This window comes from Parazoarcus communis SWub3 = DSM 12120, from assembly GCF_003226565.1.
Classification (GTDB): Bacteria; Pseudomonadota; Gammaproteobacteria; order Burkholderiales; family Rhodocyclaceae; genus Parazoarcus; species Parazoarcus communis.
Genome location: NZ_QKOE01000007.1, coordinates 126,625 through 144,470 on the forward strand (window position 1 = coordinate 126,625; position 17,846 = coordinate 144,470).

A 17,846-nucleotide genomic window follows, 5' to 3' on the forward strand; every position below is an offset into this window, starting at 1 on the left:
ACCAGGCAGGAGTCTGAACATGTCAGATCAAAACGTACGTCTTGCCCCACCGCTGCTATGGGTCATCCTGCTGCCGGCCATGGTGTTGCTGCTGTCGGCCTGTGCCACCGGCATGCCAACGACGCAGGTCCGTGGTACCGGCGATCTTGGCGTTGTCATCGAGCGTGCCGACGGCCGGGTGCAGATCGTCGAGACCTCCGGCCGCAGCGTGCTGGCCAGGGTGCCGGGCCTGGGTGACCTGTCGCACGCCTCGGTGGTGTTCTCGCGCGATGCGCGCCATGCCTACGTGTTCGGTCGCGACGGGGGGCTGACCAAGGTCGACCTGTTGAGCGCCAGCGTGGTTGGGCGCGTGATGCAAGCGGGCAATGCGATCGGCGGAGCGATCTCGCAGGATGGCCGTATCGTTGTGGCACAGAACTACGCTCCGGGCGGGATCAAGGCCTTCGATGCCGATACCCTCGAACTGCTCGCCGACGTGCCGGCAGAGTACGGCACCGAAGGCAAGCGCTCCAAGGTGGTCGGCCTTGCCGATCTGCCCGGCAACCGTTTTGCCTACGCGCTGTTTGATGCCGATGAGATCCGCGTCACCGACCTGTCCGACCCGACGCACCCGACAACGCAGCGCTACGCTGCCGGCCGCCAGCCTTACGACGGCCTGGTGACGCCGGACGGACGTCATTACATCGCGGGCCTGTTCGGCGAGGACGGGCTGGCAATGCTCGATTTGTGGCAGCCGGAGCAGGGAGTACGCAAGATCCTGGCCGGCTATGGCATGGGCGCAGAGCCGCTGCCGGTGTACAAGATGCCCCACCTGCGAGGCTGGGCGGTGGCGGGCGGGCGCGCCTACCTGCCGGCGATCGGGCGTCACGAGGTGCTGGTGGTCGATACCCGTAGCTGGCAGGAAGTTGCCCGCATCCCGGTCAAGAGCCAACCGGTGTTCGTCATGGCGCGCCCAGACGGACGCGAGGTCTGGGTGAACTTCGCCTTTCCCGACAATGGCTGGGTGCAGGTGATCGATACGCTCGATCAAAGCGTGGTCGATACGCTGCAGCCGGGGCGTGCAATCCTGCACATGGAGTTCGCGCCCAAAGGCGAGACGGTGTGGCTGTCGGCGCGTGACGACAACCGTGTCGTGGTCTATGACACCGCGACGCGCAAGCCGTTGGGCAGTTTCGATTCCGCCAGCCCGAGCGGAATCTTCTTCACCAGTCGCGCGATGCGCACCGGGTTTTGAACATGCTGCGCACGGTTTCGATCGCGGACGCGGCGGGGACGGCGAGTTTCCGCCTGCTCAACGATTGGCAACGCGACTTTCCGCTTGCGCCGCGCCCCTTCGCTCACATCGGCGCAGCGGTCGGTGTTGACGAGGACGAAGTGATTGGTGCCTATCGCAGTTGGGTTGCTGCCGGAGTGGTCAGCCGCGTGGGGGCGGTATTCGCGCCGCGGCGGATCGGGGCTGGAGCACTGCTTGCGCTGGCCGTGTCACCGGAGCGGCTCGACGAGGTCGCGGCGCGGGTCAGCGCCGAACCCTGCGTCAATCACAACTACGAACGCGAGCACGTCTTCAACCTGTGGTTCGTGGTCACTGCAGCAGACGAGATGGCGCTGACCGGCATCGTTGGCGCCATCGAACGCGACACCGGCTGCACCACGATCTGCCTGCCGATGGATGAGGAGTTCCACATTGACTTGGGCTTTGACCTCAACGGCCTGAGCCATCGGCGCATCGCTGGCACGCTCTCGGCCAGCGGCGGCAATCGCGGCTGCGCGCTGCCCGAGCTCGATCGCCGGCTGTTCGCCGCGCTGCAGGGAGGGTTGCCGATCGTGGCCGCGCCGTGGGAAATGCTCGGCCGGCGCGTGGGCTTGAACGAGAGCATGGTGATCGAAACCGTCGAGCGTGCGCTGGCTGACGGCGTGATCCGTCGCTTCGGCGTGGTCGTGCGTCACCACGAAGTCGGCATTGGCGCCAACGCCATGTGTGTATGGGACATCCCCGATCATCTGGCCAGTGCCCTCGGTCGCGAGCTGGCACGGGAGCCGGCGGTAACGCTGTGCTATCGACGCAAACGCGCCGTGCCGCACTGGCCCTACAACCTGTTCTGCATGATCCACGGAAGCGCGCGCCAGGCGGTGCTGGCGATGCGTGACCAGATTGCGGCGCGCCTGGAGCTTGACCGCTGGCCCCACACCGTGTTGTTCAGCGGTCGCCGCTTCAAGCAGCGCGGCGCACACTACCTGCCGCTGTCAGCTGAGAGCGGTAATGAATGAGCGCCAGCGACCGGTGCCGCGCGGGGTGGCGGCAACGCGTACGCCGGACGAGATCGAGCGCCGGCTGATCAATGCGCTGCAGGGCGACTTTCCGCTGGTGGAGCGGCCCTACGCCGCGGTCGGCGCGATGCTCGGACTGGACGAGGAGGCGGTGATCGCGCGCCTGCGCGGATTGCTCGAGGCGGGTGTGCTGACCCGTTTCGGTCCGATGTTCCAGGTCGAGCGCATGGGTGGGGCGTTCTGCCTCGCGGCGATGGCCGTGCCCGATGCGGACTGGGCGCGGGTGGTGGACCTGGTCAATGCCTTTCCCGAGGTGGCGCACAACTACCAGCGCGAGCACACGCTCAACATGTGGTTCGTGCTCGCTACGGCGCATCCCGAAGGGATTGCCGAGGTCTCCGCGCGGATCGAGCGCGCCACCGGACTTGCGGTGCACTGCTTTCCGAAGGCGCGCGAGTACTTTGTCGAGATGAAGCTGGAGGCGAGATGAACATAGGTCCGGAAACTGTGCTGACTGCAACGGACGACCTGGATCGGCGTCTGGTGCTGGCAACCCAGGGTGGCCTGCCGCTGGTGCCACGCCCCTATGCAGCGCTTGCCGCGCAGCTTGGTTGCAGCGAGGTCGAGGTGTGCGAGCGCTTGGGGGCCATGCTTGCACGCGGGGTCATTCGCCGCATTGGCGCCGTGCCCAACCACTATGCGATTGGTTATACCGCCAATGGCATGAGCGTGTGGGACATTGACGACGCGTGTGTCGACGCGGTGGGCGAGCTGGTCGGTGCCCTCGACTTCGTCACCCACTGCTACCGCCGCCCGCGTCGGCTGCCCGATTGGCCCTATAACCTCTTCGCCATGGTCCATGCCGGCAGTCGTGAGGCCGCGCTCGGACGTGTGGCCGACATCGCTGCGCTGGTCGAGTACCGTTTTCCGGCGGCCCTGCGCGCCCAAGACGTACTGTTCTCGACGTCCATCCTGAAGAAGACCGGTCTGCGCTTGGGCCGGGTCTGAGCATCGGCGAAGTGCAGGCCAGGCGGTTGCGCAAGGTCTGCAAGAAGCTTGGAGCAAACGTAGAACAAGCGCTGATCGTCCTGCCCGCTTGACCCGCATCATTTTGGGTTGCGGCTGGGTGAGCTGTAATCGGACTAAACAGGAGATTCACCCGCCATGTTCCGTATTTCCCAGTTCGTTCGCGAACTCGATCAGCCTACGCCCGTCGTTGCGCGGCGCAAGCCACCCGGTCCGGTGGTCATCTGGAACCTGATCCGGCGCTGCAATCTCACCTGCAAACACTGCTACTCGATCTCGGCCGATACCGATTTCGCCGGTGAGCTGTCGACCGCCGAGGTGTTCCGCGTGATGGATGATCTGAAGGCAGCGCGGGTGCCAGTGCTGATCCTGTCGGGTGGCGAGCCGCTGTTGCGACCGGATATCTTCGAGATCGGGGGCCGCGCCAAGGCGCTGGGTTTTTACGTCGGCCTGTCGTCCAACGGCACCTTGATCGACGCCTCGAACATCGACGCGATCGACGATATCGGCTTCGACTATGTCGGGGTGAGCCTCGACGGCATCGCCGACACCCATGACCGCTTCCGGCGCAAGGCCGGCGCCTTCGACGCCTCGCTCGCCGGCATCCGGCTGTGTCGCCAACGTGGGATCAAGGTCGGTGTGCGCTACACCATGACCGAGGACAACGCCCACGACCTGCGCGCGCTGCTTCGGCTCGTGGAGGAGGAACAGATCGACAAGTTCTACTTCTCGCACCTGAACTACGCCGGGCGCGGCAACAAGCACCGCGGCGACGATGCGCGCCATCGCACCACCCGCGAAGCGATGGAACTGCTGTTCGAAACCTGCCTGGCGCTGCATCGGCAGGGCATCGTCAAGGACTTCGTCACCGGCAACAACGACGCCGACGGCGTGTTCCTGCTCGATTGGGTGCGACGACGCTTTCCGGACAAGGCCGCGCATATCGAAACCAAACTGCGCCAGTGGGGCGGCAACGCAAGCGGGGTCAATGTCGCCAACATCGACAACCTGGGCATCGTCCATCCGGACACCATGTGGTGGCATGTGCCGCTGGGCAACGTGCGCGAGCGTGCCTTCGACGAAATCTGGAACGACCTGTCGCACCCGCTGCTGGCCGGTCTGAAGCCGCATCCGCGCAAGCTCGGGGGGCGCTGCGGCGCCTGTCGCTACCTCGACATCTGTAATGGCAATTCGCGGGTACGCGCCGAGCAGATCACTGGCAATCCGTGGGCCGAGGATCCGGCCTGTTACCTGAGTGACGAGGAGATCGGTGTGAACGCGTCCGAATATGGATCGATCCGGGTGGTCAACACGCCCTGGGTGCGGATCGACAAGGTGACCCCATGAGACCGGCGATGAGATCCCTGTTCGGCGCGATGGCCGCGCTGCTGCTGGCGCCCCTCGTTTCCGCGGCCGACGCTGGCACGGCGCCCGATGTCGCGAAGCTGTACCAGGCGCATTGCGCCGCTTGTCACGCCCCGGATCGCCTTGGCGCGATGGGGCCGGCGCTGCTGCCGGACAACCTCGCCCGCCTGCGCAAAGCCGAGGCCGCCGCGGTGATCGCGGGCGGGCGCGCCGCGACCCAGATGCCGCCCTTCGACAAGGTGCTTGGCAAGGCCGAGATCGCCGCGCTGGCTGACTGGATCTACACCCCGGTGACGCCCGAACCGAGGTGGACCGATGCCGACATCCGCACCTCGCGCATCCAGCATGTCGACCCGGCCACGCTGTCTGCCCGCCCGGTGTTCGACGCCGATCCGCTAAACCTCTTCCTGGTGGTGGAGGCGGGCGATCACCACGTGTCGGTGCTCGACGGCGACCACCTCGAGCCGATCCACCGCTTCCCGTCGCGCTTCGCCCTGCACGGTGGACCGAAGTTCGCCGAGGGCGGGCGCTACGTCTTTTTCGGCTCGCGCGATGGCTGGATCACCAAGTACGATCTATGGAACCTCAAGGTGGTGGCCGAGGTGCGCGCCGGCATCAACACCCGTAACGTTGCGGTGTCGCCCGATGGCAAGCATGTCGCGGTTGCCAACTACCTGCCGCATAGCCTGGTGCTGCTCGACGGCGAGCTGAACCTGATCAAGGTTATCGAGGCCACCGACCGCGACGGCAAGCGCAGCTCGCGCGTATCTGCGGTGTACGACGCTACCCCGCGGCAGTCCTTCATCGTCGCACTCAAGGACGTGGCCGAGGTGTGGGAGGTGAGCTACACCAAAGCGGTGGAGGACATCCCGGTCGGCTTCATCCACGACTTCAAACAGCGCGAAGGCGCCTTCATTCCAGCTTATCTCAACCCGCGCCGCACCGTGCTCGCGGAAGTGCTGGACGATTTCTTCTTTACCCAGGACTACGCCGAGCTGATGGGTGCCTCGCGCGAGGGGGTGGGCCAGGTGGTGAACCTGGATGCGCGCAAGAAGGTCGCCAATCTGCCGCTGGAAGGCATGCCCCACCTCGGCTCGGGCATCACCTGGAAATGGCGCGACGCGACCGGCACCGAGCGCACCGTGATGGCGAGCACCAACCTGAAGTCGGGCGAGGTCACGGTGATCGACATGCAGCGCTGGGAGGTGATCCGGCGCATCCCGACCCGCGGACCGGGCTTCTTCCTGCGCAGCCACGAGACCAGCCGCTACGCCTTCGTCGATTCAATGATGAGCCGCGAGGCGAAACACATCCTGCAGGTCATCGACAAGCAGACCCTCGAGGTGGTCCGGGAGATCGCCGCCGCGCCGGGCCAGACCCTGGCCCACATCGAATTCACCCGCGACGGCCGCTACGCACTCGCCAGCCTGTGGGAGCAGGATGGCGCCATCGTCGTGCTCGATGCGCATACGCTCGAGGAAGTGAAGCGCCTGCCGATGAAAAAACCGGTCGGCAAATACAACGTGTGGAACAAGATCAGCCGCGACGAAGGCACCAGCCACTGAGCGCCGACGCCGGGCCGATGCTTGCGTTCCGGAGCCCACCCGTCGGCGCACGCATTTGGGCCGCGCCGGCCTGCCTGTGGATGCGTTGGTCAGCGCGGTTTGTGTTCGCCATCGGTGCCAGAACGAAGGGATGTTCGGTGTCCCGCAGGGTGGCAGCCGGTGTCGGCCGTAGGTCAGCGAGACAATTGCTGGTCGGACAATTGCGCGCGGTACTCGGTGGTTGTCATTCCAGCGTAGCCCCAGTTGTCGGTGTCGACCTCCTGGATGACGATATGGGTCAGCTCAGGGCGCTTGTTGAGAACGCGTTGCAAGGTTTCGGTGATCTCCTTGATGACTTGAGCCTTTTGCTCACGGGTGATGCCATCACGGGTTACGACGACGTTGACGAAGGGCATGATAGGTTCTCCTGTTGAATTGAATACGACGACGCGCGTCGAAGGATGGGCCGGGCGGGGGGCTGGGCCCCGGACGACTCAATTACCACTTTCCTGAGCTCATGCCACCGTCGACCGGCAGGACGACGCCGGTGGTGAATTCGGCATCGTTAAGATACAAGACCGCGTCGGCGATCTCGTTCACCTTGGCAATGCGTCCGGCCGGAGCGAGGGAGTTTAGGAAGCCGTGCATATCGGGCGTATAGAGTGGCGTATCGACAATGCCGGGGGCCACCGCGTTGACGCGGACATTGTGCGGCGAAAGCTCGAGCGCCAGCGCGCGGGTCGCTTGGTTGATGCCGCCTTTGATCAGCACTGGCAATGCGGCCGGCACTGCGATGTTCGGCTGCATCGCGATGCTCGCGGTGATGTTCACGATATGGCCTTGCCTGCGCGGAACCATGTGGGCGGCAGCGGCCTGCGAGGCGTAGACGAAACCCTTCAGGTTGGTGGCGATCAGCGTATCGAGATCCTGCTCGCTGTATTCGGCGATTGGTTTGGCGATGAAGATGCCGGCGTTGTTCACCAGCACGTCGATCGCCCCGAAGCGCTCGACCGCCCGTTCGACGACGCGCGTGGCGGTACGACGTTCGCCAATGTCGCCGGCTACGCCGAGAAAACGCGGGGAGTGCTCCAGATGCGCCGCGGCGGCGGCAAGGCGCTCTTCGGTGCGCGCATTGCCGACGACGTTGTAGCCCTGCCTGAGAAAGGCCTCTGCCAGGCCCAGGCCGATACCGCTCGATGCGCCGGTGATGACCACGGTTCTTTGATTGCTGCTCACGGTTGTGCTCCAGTCGTTTGGGGATCCACCCGGCAGTTCCGAACTTCGTCGCCGGGTGATCGAGACTCTATTGGTGCGTGATTCACCGATAAAGCACTACACTGAAACTTCACTTGATACATGATGTAATAAAACATGGCGCGGCACTTCGACGACATCCAGTTGGGCAGCATCGAGTTGTTCTGTCTCGCTGCAGAGACTGGTGGCTTCACCTCGGCCGCCCTGGCGGCCGGCATCACCCCCGCCGCGGTCAGCCGGGCGGTGGGCCGGCTGGAAGAGCGCATGGGCCTGCGCCTGTTCTCGCGCACGACGCGCAGCGTACGGCTGACCGAGACCGGGCGCGCGTACTACGAGCAATGTCGCCAGGCGCTGACGCAACTGACAGAGGCCGAGCGCCAGGCCATGGGCCAGCAACTCGAACCGAGTGGCACGCTACGCATCAGCATTCCGACCACATACGGGCATTACCGCATCCTTCCGCTGCTGCCGGAATTCCGCCAGCGCTATCCCGGCGTGGATCTGCACCTCCACCTGAGCAATCGCAACATCGATTTCGTCGAGGAAGGTTACGACATGGCGATCCGGGTGCGGGCGCAACCGGACTCGACCCTGATCGCCCGGCTCCTGGAAGATGAGCCCCTGGTGGTGGTGGCGACCCAGGAATATCTGAAACGCGCCGGCACGCCATCGACGCTGGACGATCTCGCGCGTCACGAATGCATCCAGTTCGAACTGCCCCGGACCGGCCGCCGCATCTCATGGTTGTTCACTGAAAATGGCGAGGAGCGCGAGATCTTCGTCGACGGCCGCTATTGCATCGCGGACGACCTGCTGGGCGGCGTCACCCTCGTCAGACATGGCGCCGGGCTGTTTCAGACCTACCGCTTCATCGTCGATCAGGACCTGGCTGCCGGCACCCTGGTCGAGGTGCTGCAAGCCTACGGCGGTCGCTCCCGCCCCTTTACGCTGCTCTATCCGAACGGGCGGCACCTGCCAATGAGGATGCGCGCCTTCATCGATTTCCTGATGGCAAAGCGGCTCGCGTGGATCCGCCCGTAGAAGAGATTGACGGCGAAATGGTGTGGATACTGACACTGGCTCATACGGCGCGTCTGTGGCCCCTGCAAGCGATTGTTACCCGTGCCCTGAGCGGAGTCGAAGGGCTGTGAGTTGCGACAGCAGGCTCAGATCAAGCGGAAACACGATATCCAGGCGCCGGGTTAATAATAAAGGATCATGTCTCTGATGGAGCTGCCTGTTGAACTAAACTGCTGACGCGGTGGCAGGCAGCTCACATGCCGACCGTGCTTTTCATGACCAGGGTGCTGACGGTCTATCTTGAAACCGGGGGCGTCCCCGTGTTCAAAGAAAAGTGTCATGATGCGCATACACCACAGCGCCAGCCGGAGATTCTCTCCTGCGAGGAGTTGCCACGACTGTTCGATGCCGCAGCGAATCTGCGCATGCGCACACTATTGATGGTGGCGTATGCGGCTGGGTTGCGGGTGTCGGAGAGGAAAGGCGGTAAGGACCGCTACACGCTGCTCAGCCCAAGTTTGCTCAGGCCAAGTGTGCAGCGTTTCGACGCGAGCCGATCTCGTCGGTCGCGTCGAAACCGACTCTCTCTATCTATTGTGCATGAGCCGGGCGTAGAATCCCCGGTAGCGCCACTTGCCCGGCGGTTTAGTCCAACAAGGTTTATCCCTTGCAACATGCAAAGCCACTCCAAATCCGCCTGCGTGCCGCGAGACATAAACCCTATTCGTTACCGGCAGGATGACTTATGAGTATACGAACAGCCAATCGTAGCGATGCCCCAAGACTGCGGAGTTTGGTCTCTGATCTTTCAAAGTTCTACTTGCGGGATCCGGACGCGCCCATTCCGACTTGGCTCGCTAGCAGCCATAGCGAAGCCGAGTTCCTTGGTCGCCTGTCAAGCAATGACTACTACAACTACGTATATGAGCTCGACGGCGAGGTGGTGGCGTATATCTCAATCAAACGGCCAGGGCATTTGTATCACCTCTTTGTGGTCGAGTCGCATCAAGGTCAAGGCATTGCGCGGTTACTCTGGGAGCACGCGGCAAAGCTGTTGGATAATTGTACATACACGGTCAGGTCGTCTCTGAATGCCATACCTGTCTATAGGCGTTTCGGCTTCGTGGAGTCCGCTTCCGCTGGCGAAAAAGAGGGTGTGCTTTATCAGCCAATGGAGCTTCGTCAAAGTGTGCGCTAACAAGGCCGATAAATACGTGCCCTGTGGGTACCGGACGCTCGCAAGCTCGCGTCGTTTATGGTGTCGTTAGACGACTCTACGTCATGTGCTCCAATGCCTACGAGTTTGCGAAAGCGATTGAAGATCGAATCGAGGCTCTGACTGTCTTGCACAGCGTCGAAAAGTTCAAATCAAGTGGCCTCACTCTGCCTGAACAACGCCGGCTAAAGCAGTGCATGCCACGCACCGCGCATCGGCCCAGCCTAATGAGTAAGGTTAGATCGTGATCGCGCAGCCGGTTTTTCCCGCTGAGCGTGGGATTCCCCAAGACGGGGTTGTTTCTCCCCTGCTCAGCAATGGCTGTTGTGTTTATTGAGACGACTGGTCTAATATGTGGCGATGGAATCAAACGCCGTTTCTCGTCGTCGTGGCAGGCCACCCAAGTTGCGCGAAGATCATGCTGACACCCGCGAACTGTTGTTGCGCGCGGGGGTGGAAGCGCTGACCGAAAAGGGTTTCTCCGCGACCGGGATAGAAGAGATCCTTGGCCGTGTCGGGGTGCCGAAGGGTTCCTTCTATCACTACTTCGATAGCAAGGAGGCCTACGGCCTCGCGTTGATCGAGCGTTATGGCGTGTTCTTCGCCCGCAAACTGGATCGTCACCTGGGTAACCGGGCATTGTCTCCGCTCAATCGCCTGCGCGCGTTCGTTGTCGATGCGCAGGAGGGCATGGCACGGTACGAATTCCGTCGTGGTTGCCTGATCGGCAATCTGGGCCAGGAGATGGGCGCGCTTCCAGAGAGTTTCCGGCTTCGACTCAGAGGCACCTTCGAAGACTGGCAGGCGCGCTTTGCAAGCTGCCTCGCCGAAGCGCAGGGCGCTGGCGAGTTGGTGTCTGACGCCGATACTGCGCAACTTGCCGCCTTCTTCTGGATCGGCTGGGAAGGCGCAGTCCTGCGGGCCAAACTCGAACGCAGTGCGAAACCACTCGAGATTTTTTCAGGGCTGTTTTTTGCCGGTTTGGCTGCGTCGTAATTTTTTTGTTTTTTCATAGACGATCGGTCTAAAGGGGGGGCGATGTTCAAGGGAATCCTGATCGAGAAGGATGAGTCCGGTTACCGCGCGAGCGTCCAGACGCTTGATGAGGCGCAGTTACCCGAAGGCAATGTGACGGTCCGGGTCAGCCACTCGACGATCAACTACAAGGATGGTCTTGCCATGACCGGCAAGGGGCCGGTGGTGCGCAAGTTTCCAATGGTCCCCGGCATCGACCTGGTGGGCATGGTCGAGGACAGCACTCATCCGGATTACCGCAGCGGCGATGCGGTGGTGCTCAATGGCTGGGGGGTTGGCGAGGGGCATTGGGGTGGATTGGCGCAGAAGGCGCGCTTGAACGGCGACTGGCTGGTGCCCTTGCCCGCGGCATTCTCCCCGCAGCAAGCCATGGCAATCGGTACCGCGGGCTATACCGCGATGCTGTGCGTACTGGCGCTGGAGCGGCATGGCATCAAGCCGCAGGACGGCGAGATTCTCGTCACCGGCGCAGCGGGCGGTGTGGGCAGCGTCGCTGTCGCGGTGCTGGCGAAGCTCGGCTATACGGTGGTTGCAGCGACTGGCCGACCGCAGGATGCGGATTACCTTAAAGCCTTGGGTGCTGTGGAAGTCGTGGATCGCGCGCTGTTCTCGTCGCCCGGCAAGCCGTTGGGCAGGGAGCGCTGGGCGGGTGCTGTCGATGTCGCCGGTAGCCACGTGCTGGCCAATGTGTGTGCGACGACGAAGTACCGGGGCGTGGTCACGGCCTGCGGTTTGGCCGCGGGCATGGATTTTCCCGCGACTGTTGCGCCCTTCATCCTGCGTGGCATCACGCTTGTGGGCATTGACAGCGTGATGTGTCCGCGCGCCGATCGCTTGCTCGCCTGGCAGCGCCTGGCGACTGACCTGGATGTGGCCAAACTTGGGCAGATCAGCCGCGAGGTCGGCCTGGCCGAGGCCATTCCGCTTGCCGACAGGCTGTTGAAGGGTGAAGTACGTGGCCGCGTCGTCGTCGACGTCAATCGATAAGTTCGTCTCAACAACAAGAACCGAATCCGGTTTCATCATCCGAAGGAAAACCGCATGACCCAAGCGCAGCACGCAGCCGTAAGCCGTTTCCCTGTCCCCGAGCTGAAGGACATGCCCGAAGACATCCGTGCCCGCATCCTCGCCGTGCAGGAGAAGTCTGGCTTCATCCCGAATGTATTCCTGACGTTGGCACACCGCCCGGATGAGTTCCGGGCCTTCTTTGCCTATCATGACGCCTTGATGGACAAGCCGGGAAATCTGACCAAGGCCGAGCGCGAAATGATCGTGGTGGCGACGAGCGGTGCGAACCAGTGCCAATATTGCGTGATCGCGCATGGCGCCATCCTGCGTATCCGGGCCAAGAATCCCCTCATCGCGGATCAGGTCGCCACCAACTACCGCAAGGCTGACATTACTGAGCGTCAGAAGGCCATGCTGGATTTCGCGATGAAGGTTTCACAGACCGCCCATCTGGTGGGTGAGGCCGACTTCGAAGCCTTGAAAGCGCACGATTTCACTGAAGATGACATCTGGGATATCGCGGGCATTTCGGCCTTCTTCGGCATGTCCAACCGCCTTGCCAACGTGACGAGCATGCGACCCAATGCGGAGTTCTACGCACTCGGGCGGTGAGGTGCTGGGTGTTCCATGTGACGATACGACGACCGGGCAGGGGCAAGGTGTTGCATGTCTTGCATGCATGATGTGCTTGTTGAGTTCCTGATGGTCGTTGTGTTGTTCCACTGGACCCCGGTCTTCAGTGTGGGCAGTTTCTGCTCAAGGCAGCTCGACAACGCGTAGATTCGACAGCACGGTATCGAGGAATTCTTGAGTGATGTCTCCAGAAAGAAGATAGACCGTCTCGTCATCGTTGATGACGACGTAGATGTTTTGCGAGCCGCCCGGTTCGGGTGATTGAATCCAGTAGGCGTGAACCGAGTCTCGCGATACCTTGTAGTATCTGCTCGCCGTGTCTATCCCCTCAATCCTTCGCAGTACGGTCAAGGACTTGTTCGATCCGGGGGCGGCTCCGAGAGCATCAAAGAGTTGTTCATTCGTCTTGATGTCGAGCCCCTCCAGAAGTCCGCTCTGCTCATACCGTCCAAGTAGTTTTGCCGTCGGAACAGCGAGGAGGAGAACCCCCTGTTGAGGCGCTTCGGATGGAGGCAGGATATGCAGGCCGTCACCACCCGTATCAAGCACCCTGCCGATCATATGCAGCGGTAGTTTGAATTCCATTGTGATGAACTGAATGGTCACGCAGGAATCGCACCGTTGCTCCGTTGGCCAGGGCCGTGTTTCCAGTGCGACGGTACTGGCTGCGACAGAGTTGCACAACATGGCGCATGAGAGTAAGAGCCAGACGCGATTTCCGAGCATTCGAATCAGCCCCATGCGGGGGCACTCCTTGATGCAAATCCAAGTGACGCCATTTCAAGCTCCCGGTGCCAACTGCGAATGACCCCTCGCGCGCAAGCGAACGATAGCCGCGATCTGTGATGATCGAAAAGTCCTCTACCGAGCTGGGTTGCTAGCCAGGAAATCGTTGCGCGACCGCTAGGCGGTGTTGGAACCCATGCAAAGGCTTCAGAGCATTTTTGTGTTTCACTCAGCATGACACCGAAAATTTCGGAAACTCGCTCATTGACCTGCAAGTTTGCAGGGAGGGGAATGTTTGCGATCTGATAGAAGGACTCAATCATCTTCCTGACAGTTGCAGTATCGTTTTCCGACGCCATTGCTACCTCTGCAATTTGTAATCAATAGGTGAGGATCGGAACATCGAGACGTGAACATGCGTCAAGTCACGTTGGGGTTCATCGCTATCTTTGGGCTGAAAGGCTGGATAGGAAATATTTATGAATATGATAACAGTATAAATTGATGGCCGGAAGAGAGCATTGAGGCGCACTTGTTCTTGTCGATGACCTTACGGCGGTTTCGCCTGGGGCGGTTATTCCTATGCTGAACGACTGAAAAGGAAGGCGGAGTGCGTGGTGCTCGCTCAAGTCAGCGTTGCACGTAGACGGGTGAGGTCGGGGATGTGGATGGTGCGGCCCTCCACCTCGATCAGGCCGGCGTCGCTCAGCTCGTGCAGGATGCGCGAGAAATGCTCCTGGGTCAGGTTCAGACGGGAGGCAATGGTGCCCTTGTTGGTTGGCAGGCGGATCGAGACGCGGCCGTCGTGGACTTCGTCGCTGTCACCTTCTTCCACGCGCAGCAGATAGCCGACGATGCGGTCGCGGCCTGAGCGCAGGGAATAGCTCTCGACGTCGCCGACAAGTTGATGAAGCCGGCGTGACAGGCCCGCGATGATCTTCCGCGCAAACGCGGGGTCGCGGCCGATCTCGTCGAAGACGACCTGTTTGGAAATGTGCAGCAGCTCACCGTCGGTCAAGGCCTGCGCCATGACCACGTAGGGCTTGTCCATGAACATGACCGCTTCGCCAAAGCTTTGACCCGGGTGCAGGATTTCGACCACTTTCTCGTTGCCTTCCGAGGAGATGAAGGCGAGCTTGATCTGGCCGCGAATGACCAGGTGAAAGCCCGTGCAGGCGTTGCCGCGATGAAACAGGATGTCGCCTTTTGTCACTGTCAGTTCGCGTGCACCGTGCGCGAAGCGTGAGATGTCCCCGGTGGCGAGTCCGGAGAACAAAGGGGCTGCGGACAGCAGGCGGGCGATTCTTTCGGCGTCCGAGCCGGGTGTCAGGGGGTGGGAGGCTGTCGCGTCGGTCGTTGCATCCTGGCAGATCTGCTCGCAACGGGTCATGGGGTCACCTCGTGAGCTGGGCGTAGAACATGGGCAGGCGGGCGGGAAGCTCGTCGGGCTTGCGGATCACGGCGAAGCCGTTGGGGCCGAACAGGTGGGGCAGGTAGCTGGCGCCTTCACGGTCAATGGTGACGCAGAACGGCACGACGCCACGGCGGCGGGCCTCGATCACCGCCATGCGAGTGTCCTCGATGCCGTAGCGACCGTCATACAGATCGAGATCGTTGGGCTTGCCGTCGGACAGGATCAGCAGCACCCGGCGTGAGACTTTCTGGGTGTCGAGCAGGCCGGTGGCATGACGGATCGCCGCGCCCAGACGGGTGTAGTAGCCGGGCTTGATCCCGATCACACGGCCGCGGACGCGGTCGTCGAAGCGCTCGTCGAAGCCCTTCAGGTGGTGGAAGCGCACATTGCTGCGTTTGACCGACGAGAAGCCGCACAGGGCGAAGCGGTCGCCGGTGGCGGTCAGGGCCTCGCCGAACAGCAACAGGCTGTCGCGGATCACGTCGATCACGCGCGCCTCGCTCGACACCCAGGTGTCGGTCGACAGGGACAGATCGGCGAGCGCAAGGCAGGCCATGTCGCGCTCGCGCTTCTCCAGCGTGAGCCACAGCAGGTCGGATGGTTGCTGACCGCAGGCGCGGTCGGTGGTCGAGCGCACGGCGGCGTCGACGTCGAGCTCGCTGCCGTCGACCTGGCCCTTGATCCAGCGCCGGCCCGGCTGCAGCAGCGCGAACTGCTGGTGCAGCCGGCGCGCGGTGCGGCGAAGGTGCTCGGGTAATGGTGCCGGGGCCGCACGCGGGTCGTCCGGTGCGGCGGCCATCTCGAGCAGGCGGACGTGATCCTCGCGCAGCAGCTTCTTGCGGTAGTCCCACTCGGGCAGCGGGATGCCGGCGCCGAGTACGACGTCGTCCTCGGCTGCTGAGGGCAGATCGAGGTCGAAGCGGATCTTTGATGCGGTGCGCTCGCCGTCGCAGGTCAGTGAAAGCTGGTCGAGGTTGGCGGCCGCTGCAGCGGCATTCGGGTCGGGATCGTCGTCTTCGCTGCGATTGACCTTGATGAATTCGGCCACCGACAGCAGGCTCTCGGCACGGAAGAACATCAGCAAGCCATGCTTCTGTTCGGGCGTGTCCACCCGTTCGGCCTTGTGTGCGCGGCGCTCGGATTCTTCCTCGCCGGGATGGGACGGGGCGACCGCATGACCTGTGTCTTCGCCCTGGCTGGCGCTGCGCACCGGTTCCGGCGCCTGCAGCTGAGGGCAGGCGAGCCACGGCAGCAGGGGCTGCGAGGGTGGTGCCTGGTCGGGCACGGTGGGCAGTTCGAGCACGCTGCCGGGCTGTTCGAGCGCGCGGCGCAGAGCATGCTCGCGCGCGGCTTCGGCGGCGGGCATGCGGTTCGGGTCGGGGCGCTGCGCCAGCGTGGCGGCGACGATGCGGCGATAGCGCGATGCCAAGCCGGGCCAGCGTGCCAGCACGTGCAAGGTAGCGTGCTGGTTGCGGCGCAGCTCGCGGGTGACGGCGTCTGGTGCGGCAGGTGTGTCGTCGTCCGACATCGCCTCGGTGGCGATGTGGTTCAGCTCGCCATGGGCCGCCGCCAGGGCCGCGAGCCACAGGTAAAGCTCGCGGTTGAGGGCTGGATCGGGAAAGGCGTCGATCTGCGGTGGCAGGCGCAAGGTGGCGTCGTCGATCCGGGCACGGGCCAGCTTCTCGCCGCTGCCGGCAATCCGTGCCAGCCAACTGCGACGGGCGCCGTGGGTGTCCTCGGTGGCGGCCGCCACGCGCAGGCCGCCATCGCCGCCGAGTGCGCGGAACATCACCCCGACGGTGCGCTCGACCTGCTTCAGGCTGACCGCTGCCGCCGGGTGGCTGCCGCCGGCAGCGCGGGTGATCAGTCGATGCCAGATCTTGCCGACAGCTTCTTCCATGACTTACCACTCCCGTCCGGCGCGAAAGCCGGCTTCGTTCTGCCTGGCGGCTTCGTCCTGGACCCATTGCAGCAGCGGACCATTGGGGTTGACGCGCTGGGTTTCGGCGCAGGCGTCGATGCATTGCGCACACTGGGTGCAGGTGAACATGTGGCGCTTGATGTTGCGCGGGGTCAGCCGCATCGGACACACCGCGTCGCAGGCGGACTGCTTTTCCGGCAGGCAGGTGGCGCAATCGCGCGCCCGCGCGCGGAAAAAACCCACCACCATGGCCTTTGGGTTGCTCATCCAGGCCAGGCTCTGGAACAGCCCCACTGCACAGGCATAGCGGCAGAATAGATGGCGTGCGAACAGGAACTCGATCGACAGCGCTGTGGTGGCGGCGACGATGAAGAGGGTCTGGTTACGGGTCAACTCACCGCTGATCAACTTGCCGTAGACCTCGGCTGGGGGCAGCAGATAGGTCAGGAACACCACCGCCCAGGTGAAGGCGAAGGCCACTGCCGCCGGCATCACGACGCCCCACCAGCGCGCGTCGGGGGTGCGCCGGGTGCCGTCGGGTTGCCAAGGCGTGATTGGGGCCTTCTCCCAGATGCTGGGCTTGCCCGAGGCACGCACCATCAGTCTGTTGATCGTCTCCACCACGGAGAAGTGCGGGCACAGCCAGCCGCAATACAGCCGGCCCCAGCGCCAGGCGATATAGATGAAGGCGCCCGCGCCGGCAAACAACGGCAGGAAAAGGCGCAGCATGACGTTTGTGCCGGCCTCGAGCGCGCCGATGCGGCCGGCGAGGAAATCGTCGAGCCCCAGATGCCATTCGAAACCGAGGAACCAGGCATGCCCGGCGTCGAGGTCGTAGCGCAGGATATCGAACACCGGAGCGAGCACGAAGAGCACGAAGAAGCCCACCTGGCAAAGCGCGCGACGCTGCTGCAGCGAGTGTGGTTTGACGTTCTCCGCGACTGCAATCGGAATGATCCGGCGTGGCGCGGTGGACGCCGGAGCGGGATTGGGCCGCTCAGTCGTCACGACGCGGACCCACCAGCGGATAGCGCCAACTGTGGCCATTGATCGCGCGTACCAGCCCCATGACGCCGAGGTAGATCAGGCCGGCGTGAAAGAGGACGAAGTACAGCACGCCGATGACCCACGACCACGGGTTGTCGAGCCCGCCGAGCGCAAATATCGCGACACTGATCGACACCAGCAGGCCGCCGCCCCAGATGCAGGTCACCACGGTCTGGCGCAGGTGATTGCGCACCAGCGGGTCGGCATGGTCGTGATAGCGCCACCACAACAGCAACAACAGCACGAAGGCCAGGCCAGGCAGCAGCATCAGGTTGATCAGGAAAAGGGATTCGGCCAGGACCGCGATTGGCGGGCCGGGCATCAGGTGGGTGAGTGGGTCCTTGCGTTCGATGTTCATCGATTCGGTGC

Annotated in this window: 19 protein-coding genes; 12 read left to right on the forward strand and 7 right to left on the reverse strand. The window is 63.1% G+C overall.

Translation table 11 applies throughout. The features are described 5' to 3' along the window. Nucleotides 1-19 precede the first annotated feature (19 nt). The 6 genes from DNK49_RS11990 to DNK49_RS12010 all read left to right on the forward strand — a co-directional run bounded on the left by DNK49_RS11990 (nt 20) and on the right by DNK49_RS12010 (nt 6,224). Nucleotides 20-1,234, forward strand: coding sequence for a cytochrome D1 domain-containing protein (locus DNK49_RS11990; protein WP_110524819.1), 1,215 nt, complete (start codon nt 20-22; stop codon nt 1,232-1,234). Between the two features lie 2 nt (nt 1,235-1,236). Then, nucleotides 1,237-2,268 carry a siroheme decarboxylase subunit beta gene (gene ahbB / locus DNK49_RS11995; protein ID WP_110524821.1) on the forward strand — a complete coding sequence of 344 codons (1,032 nt, stop codon included), beginning with the start codon at nt 1,237-1,239 and terminating at the stop codon, nt 2,266-2,268. Further along, on the forward strand, nt 2,261-2,758 hold the full coding sequence (locus DNK49_RS24105) for an Lrp/AsnC family transcriptional regulator (protein WP_165843314.1): 498 nt from the start codon (nt 2,261-2,263) through the stop codon (nt 2,756-2,758). Before ahbB (DNK49_RS11995) ends, DNK49_RS24105 begins: the two co-directional genes overlap by 8 nt. Continuing rightward, entirely contained in the window at nt 2,755-3,276 is a 522-nt protein-coding gene (gene ahbB / locus DNK49_RS24110) for a siroheme decarboxylase subunit beta (RefSeq protein ID WP_165843315.1), read from the forward strand. The genes DNK49_RS24105 and ahbB (DNK49_RS24110) overlap by 4 nt, the downstream gene beginning before the upstream one ends. A gap of 156 nt (nt 3,277-3,432) precedes the next feature. Next, entirely contained in the window at nt 3,433-4,641 is a 1,209-nt protein-coding gene (gene nirJ, locus DNK49_RS12005; protein ID WP_110524823.1) for a heme d1 biosynthesis radical SAM protein NirJ, read from the forward strand. Between the two features lie 8 nt (nt 4,642-4,649). Next, the gene (locus DNK49_RS12010) at nt 4,650-6,224 is read left to right on the forward strand and encodes a cytochrome D1 domain-containing protein (RefSeq protein ID WP_207806960.1); all 1,575 of its coding nucleotides are present in this window, start codon (nt 4,650-4,652) and stop codon (nt 6,222-6,224) included. A 173-nt stretch (nt 6,225-6,397) separates the two neighbouring features. On the opposite strand, the gene DNK49_RS12015 is transcribed toward DNK49_RS12010, so the two are convergent. Beyond that, nucleotides 6,398-6,619 (reverse strand): tautomerase family protein, encoded by a 222-nt coding sequence (locus DNK49_RS12015; protein WP_110524827.1) that lies wholly within the window; start codon nt 6,617-6,619, stop codon nt 6,398-6,400. Between the two features lie 82 nt (nt 6,620-6,701). After that, a complete protein-coding gene (locus DNK49_RS12020) occupies nt 6,702-7,439 on the reverse strand; it encodes an SDR family NAD(P)-dependent oxidoreductase (RefSeq protein WP_110524829.1) in 738 nt (245 codons plus the stop codon). Between the two features lie 135 nt (nt 7,440-7,574). On the opposite strand from DNK49_RS12020, the gene DNK49_RS12025 reads away from it, so the two are divergent. The 6 genes from DNK49_RS12025 to DNK49_RS12050 all read left to right on the forward strand — a co-directional run bounded on the left by DNK49_RS12025 (nt 7,575) and on the right by DNK49_RS12050 (nt 12,348). Next, entirely contained in the window at nt 7,575-8,498 is a 924-nt protein-coding gene (locus DNK49_RS12025) for a LysR family transcriptional regulator (protein ID WP_110524831.1), read from the forward strand. 236 nt (nt 8,499-8,734) lie between these two features. Next, nucleotides 8,735-9,226: a site-specific integrase gene (locus tag DNK49_RS24630; RefSeq protein WP_243632339.1), complete on the forward strand. Its 492-nt coding sequence runs from the start codon at nt 8,735-8,737 to the stop codon at nt 9,224-9,226. Continuing rightward, a complete protein-coding gene (locus DNK49_RS25145; RefSeq protein ID WP_110524833.1) occupies nt 9,223-9,675 on the forward strand; it encodes a GNAT family N-acetyltransferase in 453 nt (150 codons plus the stop codon). The genes DNK49_RS24630 and DNK49_RS25145 overlap by 4 nt, the downstream gene beginning before the upstream one ends. Before the next feature lie 378 nt (nt 9,676-10,053). Beyond that, nucleotides 10,054-10,689 carry an acrylate utilization transcriptional regulator AcuR gene (acuR, locus tag DNK49_RS12040; RefSeq protein ID WP_110524835.1) on the forward strand — a complete coding sequence of 212 codons (636 nt, stop codon included), beginning with the start codon at nt 10,054-10,056 and terminating at the stop codon, nt 10,687-10,689. 42 nt (nt 10,690-10,731) lie between these two features. Beyond that, nucleotides 10,732-11,715 (forward strand): acrylyl-CoA reductase (NADPH), encoded by a 984-nt coding sequence (gene acuI / locus DNK49_RS12045; RefSeq protein WP_110524837.1) that lies wholly within the window; start codon nt 10,732-10,734, stop codon nt 11,713-11,715. Between the two features lie 54 nt (nt 11,716-11,769). After that, nucleotides 11,770-12,348 (forward strand): peroxidase-related enzyme, encoded by a 579-nt coding sequence (locus tag DNK49_RS12050; RefSeq protein ID WP_110524839.1) that lies wholly within the window; start codon nt 11,770-11,772, stop codon nt 12,346-12,348. A 144-nt stretch (nt 12,349-12,492) separates the two neighbouring features. Here the strand turns inward: DNK49_RS12050 and DNK49_RS12055 are convergent, their stop codons facing one another. The 5 genes from DNK49_RS12055 to DNK49_RS12075 all read right to left on the reverse strand — a co-directional run bounded on the left by DNK49_RS12055 (nt 12,493) and on the right by DNK49_RS12075 (nt 17,835). Beyond that, entirely contained in the window at nt 12,493-13,110 is a 618-nt protein-coding gene (locus tag DNK49_RS12055) for a hypothetical protein (protein WP_110524841.1), read from the reverse strand. Nucleotides 13,111-13,720: 610 nt separating this feature from the next. Further along, complete coding sequence (locus DNK49_RS12060) at nt 13,721-14,485, reverse strand: Crp/Fnr family transcriptional regulator (RefSeq protein WP_110524843.1); 765 nt, start codon at nt 14,483-14,485, stop codon at nt 13,721-13,723. A 4-nt stretch (nt 14,486-14,489) separates the two neighbouring features. Then, complete coding sequence (locus tag DNK49_RS12065; RefSeq protein WP_110524845.1) at nt 14,490-16,409, reverse strand: nitric oxide reductase activation protein NorD; 1,920 nt, start codon at nt 16,407-16,409, stop codon at nt 14,490-14,492. Nucleotides 16,410-16,412: 3 nt separating this feature from the next. Next, nucleotides 16,413-17,477 carry a 4Fe-4S binding protein gene (locus DNK49_RS12070; RefSeq protein ID WP_110524847.1) on the reverse strand — a complete coding sequence of 355 codons (1,065 nt, stop codon included), beginning with the start codon at nt 17,475-17,477 and terminating at the stop codon, nt 16,413-16,415. Further along, nucleotides 17,428-17,835 (reverse strand): magnetosome magnetite crystal formation protein family, encoded by a 408-nt coding sequence (locus tag DNK49_RS12075; protein ID WP_110524849.1) that lies wholly within the window; start codon nt 17,833-17,835, stop codon nt 17,428-17,430. The genes DNK49_RS12070 and DNK49_RS12075 overlap by 50 nt, the downstream gene beginning before the upstream one ends. Nucleotides 17,836-17,846 lie beyond the last annotated feature (11 nt).